Genomic DNA, 7,396 nt, shown 5'->3' on the forward strand with positions numbered 1-7,396 from the left:
ATTATTTAGTTAATCATGTTGAATTTGCTCCTCAATTATTGGGACTATATCAAGAAATTCTGCAAAAGGGAGAAGTTAAAACTGATGATAGTCCAGTACAAATGGCTCTACGATTGTCTGGCATAGTAATTAAAAGACAAAAGAAATTATTTGTTTTTAATAAAATTTATCAGAAAATTTTTAATGAAGATTGGGTTAAAGAAAAATTAGCAGAAAAATTAGCAAATTTAGCAAATAATCTGGATAATTCTCAGGCTAAACCTCAACCTAAAACATTAGGAATGAGTTTAGGTATTGCAGGTTTGGTGGGAGTAGGAGTGATTATTTTGAGAAGTTTAGGTTTACTACAATCATTGGAATTAAATGAGTATGATCGTCTGATGCGATGGCGACCTTCAGAGCCACCAGATCCTCGTCTTTTAATTGTTGAAGCTACGGCCACAGATATTAATAAATATGGAATTAGTAATAGTTTAACTGATGAGAATTTAGCTAAAGTAATAGCTAAATTAGAAACTCATAAACCTGCCATTATTGGTGTAGATTATTTACGAAATAATCCTTTACCTTCTGAATCTGGTTATCAAAAATTATTAACACTTTTGAGTAATAATAAGAAAATAATTGCTGTTTGTAGTGTTAGTGACGATGATAATAACAGGAATGAACCTAGTACCAGACCTCCTACGACAGTAGAGAAGGAGGAACGCTTCGGTTTTATTCAGCTTATGCTAGATATTGGTCAAGTTAATGTAATCCGTCGCCACTTAATGTTTCAGAATAAAAGATCGGGAAATCCTTGTCAAACAGAATATTCATTAAGTGTTAAAGTTGCGCTTAATTATTTGCAAACTAAAGGCATTAAAGAGGAAGATGCTCCCCAAGGATTTGTCAAAATAGGGCAAGTTACTTTCAAAGACCTTGTAGAAGGACAAGGTTTTTATCAAAAAATTGACTCTGGTGGATTTCAAGTTTTACTTAATTATAGAAACTCAGATAGGGTTCCTAATAAAGTTTCTGATTCTATTACTATTTCGGATGTTCTCAATAATAATTTTGATGAATCTTTAGTTAAAGATAAAATTGTACTTCTTGGCAATACAGACCCTAATGGTAGTGATAATTTTTATACTCCTTATAGTTTTCAAGCTGTTTCTCAAAAGCAAATGGCTGGAGTTATTATACACGCGCATCAGGTGAGTCAAATTATTAGTGCACTTTTAGATGGAAGACCTTTAATTAGATTTTGGGATAGGTGGGTAGACTGGTTGTGGATTTTAGGTTGGTCTGCTGTTGGTGCTGTAGTAGGTAGGTGTTTTCATCAAGTTTTATTCTTTGTCTTTTTTATAGGAGGAAATATTATGGTTTTATACTTGGTTAGTTGGATTTTTTTAACTCAAGCTTTTGTCGTACCCCTGCTGCCATCTGTTTTGGCATCTATTATAACTGGTGTCACTGTTTTCATAAATTTTGAGAGAAGTCCGCCTCCATTGACTGATAATTGATAGGGACGATCGTATAGTTTTCCACACCCCTACGCACTTGCTAGTATACAGGTAATACTTCTTTGATATTACCGATGGCTTCAAACTAATCTCAAATATATTCCGGATGAAGACCAGTATAGCGAGTAAGAATAAGAAGTACATGAAACCAATGTAGGGGGGAAATAGACATTGGAGTATAATTTATATCAAATACACATCTCCAGACTTTCTGTTATTCTTAGTAGAGATGCTCAAACATTAGACTTACCCGTTAATTCACTACCTTCAGTTCACAGGGTGAATCTATTCCTAATATAGATAGGACTTATATATTTGAGATTGCTATGCTAACGGACTGATTTGCTACACATATAAAACGCAAATGCTGTCTCTTGCAATCACAGAATTACCTTATTTTGCGCAAGTCCTCATACATTAATACCTTAATTCAACAACGCCTAATTATTAGAGTAGAAGTTATAAGAATGTTATCAGTCTTAGGAATTAAAATTGCTGCTAATTTAGGAGAAACTAAGACACAAGTTTAGAGCTATCGGGGTTCTCTAAGTTTATACCATTTGCTTGAATTGACAAAAAATTTTTTAAGGGAGAAAACAATGAAAATCAAACAATTTGCTGCTGTTATTATTGGCATTTGTGGGCTAAATGTGGGAATAGCTAAATCAGTAGCAGTAGAAATGAAAGCACCTCTGTTAGTGCAACAGTCTGGGAACATAGAGGAATTTGATGGACTTTTTCAGCAAGCTACCGTATCTCAAGAACTGCATAAGTATAATCAATCTACTCCCATATTGGAAAGTACATTTGCCATTTCAAAAACTTCAGATACTAGAGAAAAAGCTGGAGTTAAAAAACCTGATAAAGTGGCGAATAAGGATAGAAGAGGGAACCCAAGTGAGGGTAGTACCACTGGTGGAGGTACTCGTGCTCCTATTCCTAGTAGCAAGTGTAATGATAATGATAAAAAGCCTTTTTTNATCAATCTACTCCCATATTGGAAAGTACATTTGCCATTTCAAAAACTTCAGATACTAGAGAAAAAGCTGGAGTTAAAAAACCTGATAAAGTGGCGAATAAGGATAGAAGAGGGAACCCAAGTGAGGGTAGTACCACTGGTGGAGGTACTCGTGCTCCTATTCCTAGTAGCAAGTGTAATGATAATGATAAAAAGCCTTTTTTAGTTCTGATTCCCTTACAGCCAGAAACTGTGGGAACTTTGACAAGTCATCCAACTTTTTGGTTGTATATTCCTCATTCTAGTAGTATTAATTTTGTTTTAAAGGAAAAGGTATTTGGAGGGGATAAAATTATTTATAAGACTAAATTTAATGTTGAATCAGAACCAGGATTTATTAGTTGGCAATTACCTTCTTCTGCTCCGCCTTTAGAAGGCTCTTATGGTTGGGAATTTACTTTTGATTGTGGAAATGATAAGCAGGTGACTCTTGACGGAGAAATATTCAGGCAGGACGCAACCGAGAGTTTGATTAGTGAGCTAAAATTGGCTGAAACTGTTATAGACAAGATTGATGTTTATCAGAAGAATAGTTTGTTGCCTGAGAGTGTTAACGAGTTAGTAAACTTACGTCGGAGTAATCCTGACGATCCAGAGATAAATGATAGATTGAAGATTTTATTAGGTAATTATAATGATTTAGTTGACGATCCGATTCAAGATTGTTGTGAAATTGGTAAGAAAGAATAGAGCTGTCGCTTTATAGAACCCGTGAAGGTATCTACGCGATCACCAACCTCTTAAGCATCAGTCGGATAAAACATAGATTAATCTTTGCTGTAGCATGCTTCAGAGTCATTTTCCTACGGAATGCTCCGCAAACAAAGTTTTTGGTCAAGCTTTTGCATCTTGCCATCCAGGAGTTCGTTCTTTCTATAACCCCGAAAAGCTTTAACTGGAACAAACCCTGTTTTTTCAAGATTTTCTTTCTTCTGCTTTGATGGCTTGGGGGATAGTTGAAACCGAATCTTGCTCATAATTGCTGGATAAATTTTCGGTAGTGCATCAGCGAAGTGTGGGATAAATAATTAGGTCATTCCAACTCCAAGGAGCGATACTGCTGACGCAACGCTCCACGAACGCCAACTTAGCTCTTTGTGCAGCAGTATTTTCTTTGCGACTATGAACCCAAATCCAATTGAAGTAGGCAGCTATATCAATTCTTCACTCTTACTGGTCAGTATGTTTACCTACTAAGCGCACTTAAAATTAATCCACGTTCTGGAAGCTTGAGTCATACCTACCCAACAGTCACCTTCTGTCAATTCATTCATTTGACAATGTTTTTGTTTTTTCGGATAATTGCCAGTATTCATCACTGCTGACTTGTGAGGTTTTGATATTTTCTACATGACTCCGCAAGAATCATTTGTCCTTTTTGAGAGGCAGCCCTCACCAAATTGACTACCGTGTTATAGGCTAGATTCACTGTTCGACTAATTCCTCTTAAACTACTACCTTCAACATGAGCCTGTAGAACCATGCCCATCTTCTCAGGTTCAATTTGTCGCCGATAATAGAGAGTGTCAAAAGTAGAGCGTGAAAGTTTGTAGGCATTCAGGGCAATAATATCGTTGATTTCCTTTGCTAGTTTTTCTATGCCTATGAGTTTTCTGATGGCCACACAGAGGACATTCCATGATGATTGAGAGTATTTAGGGACAATACTCATCTGATCATTCCCACACTTTACTGATGTACTACCGTGTAGTTGTACATACTGCAAATATACAGGATACACAAGGAGCTAAGTCTATATTTCTTCAAGCTAAACATGATGCCCCGAATCTGAAAATTGTTTGGGCAGATCAAGGTTATAGAGGAAAACTAGAGAAATCAGTGGCAATGGTTTGTGGATGGAAATTAGCTATTGTTAACAGAACTGAAAAAGGGTTTAAAGTTTTGCCCAGACGCTGGGTGGTAGAAAGGACTTTGGCGAGGGCGCGGCCGTAATCGTAGACTTTCTTGCATATTATGAAGAACATCCTCACAATAGGGAAGCTTTGGTTGATATTTCCATGATTGGTTTAATGTTAAAACGGTTAGCGTTGGCGGAGCAAGTGCGGCAGCTATATCGCTACTAATACTTCATAATTCTTGACAAACAGCCTCTTATATGTTAACTACATTAACATATGGAATATGAGTCATAACTCATAAGGGAAATATAGGAAGACTAGAAAAGGGCTTTCTTTAACCTTCTATATTTCTCCAGGAGGGGGTTTAGGATAACAACCCCCTCTTGCTTTTTCAATAAAAAATCCTGCAATATTTATCTCAAATATCCAGGAGTTTTGTCAAATTTTCCCAATTCAACTAACTTTATTCTACGACTTTTTTCTCCTGCTCATTCAAACTAATTTGAACATCCTCATCAGACTTTTCTGAAGCTTTTGTCAACTCAAAAATTGGCGGCTCTAAGTCAGGAATAGGTACTTCAAAACCAGGTGGTAAAGGTGGCAGTTGTGGTAAACCAGAATCTAATTCTTTGGTCTGCTTCAACAATTCATTAATAGTAACTTCTGGTACAGGCGGTATTTCTGTCACCTTTAATGCTGTCATCAAATTTGCTAAAGCAAACTCAATGTGACTATCTGGGTTTTTCGCTACCCATCCATCTTTTGTTAACTGTCGCATTTCAAAATGTAAGTGGGGACCTGTAGACATTCCTGTATTACCAACGCGCCCAATAACTTCACCCTGTTCTACAAACTCTCCTGGTTTGACAAAAATTTCTGATAAGTGACCATAGAGAGTTTCCAATGATTTTCTCTGGTGATCTAGCACAACAGTTACACCATAACCACCTAACCAGTCGGCGATCGCTACTTGACCTGCATAAGTGGCAACTACTGGGGTTCCTGTTGGTGCGCCTAAGTCTGTTCCTGTGTGAAATTTTTTATAACCTAATATTGGATGTTGTCTCCAACCAAAGAATGAGGTGATAGGTGCTGGAATAGATAGAGGAAATATTAACCGGGTATTACCATTTCCGGGGACTGCGGGAGGTCGCATGGTGCGTTTGTAATAAGCTAAACCTGACTGGGATATGGGGTTATGAAATAATCCCTGCACTTGAGCGGGTAATACTGCTGCGACTTCGACTCCTTGAGAAGAGTTTGAGTAGTGTGGAGCATAAGAAGTGCTAGAGTAATAACCACTTTGACTGGAGGATGAATTTGAGTAGTAATTTGTTTGACTATAATTAGAAGAACCTGAATAATAACTATTGTTGGAGGAGTAATAACTATTATTGTTGGAATAGTAATTTTGCTGACTTTCCCCAGACCATGAATTATAAGATGAAGTTTGAGCAGGGGCGCTCCAATTATTTGTTGCGGTAGTCGCACTCCAGTTATTAGTCTGAGTGGGGGTGCTCCAATTATTATTATTTTGGGCAACAGCACTCCAATTTTTGTTATTTGTTGGATATTGAGCAACTTCACCTGTGGAACGTTCTGAGAAAACTACTGTACTTGGTGCTTCATAATTCTCTGTTGCACCGACTTTATAATTTGTGTCATCTATATAAGCGTTAGTCGAACCATCATAATAATAAAGTTTCTCAGGTTTTGGTAATGTTAGGGGTGGTAAGTTATTTTTGGGTTGCTTTGAGAGGTTGAGGTTAGTATTAGTTGGAGGTGCTACATAAAGATTTTTGGGTAGATAGATAGTATTCTCAGGTTCGGGTTCTGGCTCATAGGTTGGTGCTGGTTGGGAGTAATATGGTTCAGGGTCGTAATAACTGGGTGCTGGTTGAGAATAGTAAGATGGTTCTGGTGCCTCGTACCGAGGAGCTTCGCTTTCGTAATAACTGGGTGCTGGTTGAGAATAATAAGGTTCTGGTTCTGGTTCGTAATAATATGGTTCAGAATAATATGGTTCAGAATAGCTAGGTGAAGCAGAGTAATATGGTTCAGGTTCGTAGTAGGGTTGAGAATAATATGGCTCTGGTGCCTCGTACCGAGGAGCTTCGCTTTCGTAATAGGTTGGTGCTGGTTGAGAATAATATGGCTCTGGTGCCTCGTACCGAGGAGCTTCGCTTTCGTAGTAAGGTTCTGGTGAATAGGAGGGTGCTGAATAGGATGTTTGGGGAGAATAACTATCTACTGGAGCGGGTTGATATGATGGTTCATAGTCATAGACTTCTATTTCCAAAACCATCTCTGCCAAAGCCATACCTCTACCTAACATCCCTAAACTAGCTAGACAACAACCTAACTGCATGAGGGACTTGTGAGTGAGAAGTTTGGTCTGAATTAAGTTTTGCTTTTGGTTCTGCTCTGGAGTTGTTTCCTGTGGTTTGGTGTTAGACTCAACTGATTGGTTTTGGTTCTCTAGCGACATTATTTCCTCACACTATTTAGGTTACTTTTTTTGAACAATTTATACAGTTTAATCAATTTTGACTTTGATATAGTTGTTTTTTTGGCTTTATGGGTTTATGAGTTTGGAAAGCAAGTAATATCAAATCCCCTTACTTTGGAGTTGGGAGATTTTAAAAGAGGCAAAAACTGCAAGTAGGGTTTGGGTTTGGTGACCAAACCCCTACGAGGCATGAATTGTACCGATACTACCGGATTTGATATAATATGTCACTACACACAAGTCAGAAGTCAGAACTCAGAAGTAATCCCTGACTAAGTTTGAGCATTTATAAATGTCCTAACCTAAAGGTTCAGCAATGTTTTTTAGGATTCTAGGCAAAGAGCTAACATATCTTATTCCTAATTTACCTACTCTCTAATCTCTACTATTCAATGAATATGTAGCAAGACTTTTGAGATTTGGTATTACTTATCAATAAAATATCAAGTCTTTCTCACTGTGGAGAAACGACCAGACTAGATGTATTTCAATTTCTGCCCTACTC

At 37.4% G+C, this 7,396-nt stretch carries 6 protein-coding genes and 1 pseudogene; 4 read left to right on the forward strand and 3 right to left on the reverse strand.

The window, feature by feature from the left end; translation table 11 throughout:
- The 3 genes from AFK68_RS18400 to AFK68_RS45660 all read left to right on the forward strand — a co-directional run.
- Positions 1-1,505 (forward strand): CHASE2 domain-containing protein (locus AFK68_RS18400; protein ID WP_143438024.1); only part of this gene is annotated, 1,505 nt, incomplete at its 5' end.
- 398 nt (positions 1,506-1,903) lie between these two features.
- The gene (locus AFK68_RS43540) at positions 1,904-2,035 is read left to right on the forward strand and encodes a hypothetical protein (RefSeq protein WP_256386604.1); all 132 of its coding nucleotides are present in this window, start codon (positions 1,904-1,906) and stop codon (positions 2,033-2,035) included.
- A 539-nt stretch (positions 2,036-2,574) separates the two neighbouring features.
- On the forward strand, positions 2,575-3,213 hold the full coding sequence (locus tag AFK68_RS45660) for a DUF928 domain-containing protein (protein ID WP_168186539.1): 639 nt from the start codon (positions 2,575-2,577) through the stop codon (positions 3,211-3,213).
- 113 nt (positions 3,214-3,326) lie between these two features.
- Here AFK68_RS45660 and AFK68_RS42035 read toward each other — a convergent pair whose 3' ends face one another.
- Positions 3,327-3,500 carry a hypothetical protein gene (locus AFK68_RS42035; protein WP_246844279.1) on the reverse strand — a complete coding sequence of 58 codons (174 nt, stop codon included), beginning with the start codon at positions 3,498-3,500 and terminating at the stop codon, positions 3,327-3,329.
- 28 nt (positions 3,501-3,528) lie between these two features.
- Positions 3,529-4,163: pseudogene (locus tag AFK68_RS18425) on the reverse strand (hypothetical protein).
- Between the two features lie 55 nt (positions 4,164-4,218).
- Between AFK68_RS18425 and AFK68_RS18430 the strand changes: the two are divergent.
- Positions 4,219-4,476 carry a transposase gene (locus AFK68_RS18430; RefSeq protein ID WP_094674021.1) on the forward strand — a complete coding sequence of 86 codons (258 nt, stop codon included), beginning with the start codon at positions 4,219-4,221 and terminating at the stop codon, positions 4,474-4,476.
- A gap of 369 nt (positions 4,477-4,845) precedes the next feature.
- Here AFK68_RS18430 and AFK68_RS39220 read toward each other — a convergent pair whose 3' ends face one another.
- Positions 4,846-6,870 (reverse strand): M23 family metallopeptidase, encoded by a 2,025-nt coding sequence (locus AFK68_RS39220; RefSeq protein WP_210407488.1) that lies wholly within the window; start codon positions 6,868-6,870, stop codon positions 4,846-4,848.
- Between the last annotated feature and the right edge of the window lie 526 nt (positions 6,871-7,396).

This window comes from Hydrocoleum sp. CS-953 (assembly GCF_002260545.1).
Lineage (GTDB): Bacteria > Cyanobacteriota > Cyanobacteriia > Cyanobacteriales > Microcoleaceae > Trichodesmium.